The 1,268-nt window shown below is 70.1% G+C and carries 1 protein-coding gene and 2 pseudogenes; all 3 read right to left on the bottom strand.

Annotation, left to right across the window (positions count from 1 at the left end):
- A pseudogene (locus tag AB8Z36_RS40610) lies at nt 1-283 on the bottom strand (RidA family protein); the annotation flags it as partial.
- 7 nt (nt 284-290) lie between these two features.
- The gene (locus AB8Z36_RS40605) at nt 291-1,049 is read right to left on the bottom strand and encodes an IclR family transcriptional regulator (RefSeq protein WP_369218358.1); all 759 of its coding nucleotides are present in this window, start codon (nt 1,047-1,049) and stop codon (nt 291-293) included.
- Nucleotides 1,046-1,268 (bottom strand): annotated as a pseudogene (locus tag AB8Z36_RS40600) (sugar kinase); the annotation flags it as partial. The gene AB8Z36_RS40605 and the pseudogene AB8Z36_RS40600, both read right to left, overlap by 4 nt.

Below are 1,268 nucleotides of genomic sequence, written 5' to 3'. Positions count from 1 at the left end.
CTTGAGGCCCTGCTCCTCGAAGTACGCGTTGTAGATCTCGTTCATCTCGGCGAAGTGGTCGACGTCCGTGAGGTAGACGCGCATCATCATGACGTCGTCCCAGGTGGCGCCGCCCTCTTCGAGGATCGCCTTGACGTTGGCGAACGTCTGGCTTGCCCTCCTCGGCGGGGAGGAAGCCGACCTGACCGGCGACCTGAAGGATGTTGCCCTTCTTGACGCCGTGGGAGAACTTCGCGGGCGGGGTGGTGTGCGTGGCCGGGGTGAGGGCGGTCTTCTCGGTCATGACGTGCTCAGGCTTCCTTCAGGGGTGACTTGCCGGAGTACTCCCGGCTGATGGCGTCCGCCGTGCGGCGCACCTGCGGGAGCAGTGTGAGGAGTTCCTCGGCGGTGACGACGACATTCGGCGCGGAGACCGACATGGCGGCGACGACGCGCCCGTCCGCACCGCGGATGGGGGCCCCGATGCAGTTGATGGACTCCTCGTGGCCACCGAGGTCGGTGGCCCAGCCCTGTTCGCGCACGGCCGCCAGTTCCTTCAGGAACGCGGCGGCGTTGGGCGTCGAACGGGACGTGTAGGTGGGGTAGTCGAGCTTCTCCGCGATGGCGCGGCGCTCGGCCTCGGGGAAGTCGGAGAGCAGCAGTTTGGCGACGGCGGCGACGGTGATCGCGACCGGCTTGCCGATACGGGAGTACATCCGTACCGGGTAGCGGCTCTCTACCTTGTCGATGTAGAGGACCTCCTGCTCCTCGTAGACGGCGAGGTGGACCGTGTGGCCGCAGCGCTCGTTGAGGGCGAGGAGGTGGGGGTGGGCGATTTCGCGCACGTCGAGGTTCTCGACGGCTTCCTGGGCGAGCGCGAAGAGCCGGGCGCCGAGGCGGTAGCGCTGGTCGGACTGGCGGAAGACGAGGCCGTGCTCGTGGAGGGTGCGCAGCAGCCGCAGAGCCGTGGACTTGTGGACGTCGAGCCGGTCGGCGACCTGTCCCAGGTCGGCGGGGCCCTCGGCGAGCAGCGGCAGGATCGACAGCGCGCGGTCGACGGTCTGGCTCATGGGGTACGTACCTCCTCCTCGGCCCCGCTGTCCTTGAGGACGTCCGCCGTCCAGCCGGGGCCGAGACGCAGTGTCTCCCAGGCGGAGTCGTCCAGGTCGGCGAGGCGGTCGGCGTGTGCGCGGGCGGGCGGGGTGGCGAGGTCGCCGGGCACGGTGAGCGCGGCGGCGGCCATGAGGTGGCCGTGCCGGAGCCGGTGCCGGGCGGGCAGGCCTCGGCGC

The organism is Streptomyces flavofungini, assembly GCF_041028215.1.
GTDB lineage: Bacteria > Actinomycetota > Actinomycetes > Streptomycetales > Streptomycetaceae > Streptomyces > Streptomyces flavofungini_B.
The sequence above is the reverse complement of the archived record's forward strand: the minus strand, read 5'-3'. Positions and strand labels throughout refer to the sequence as shown.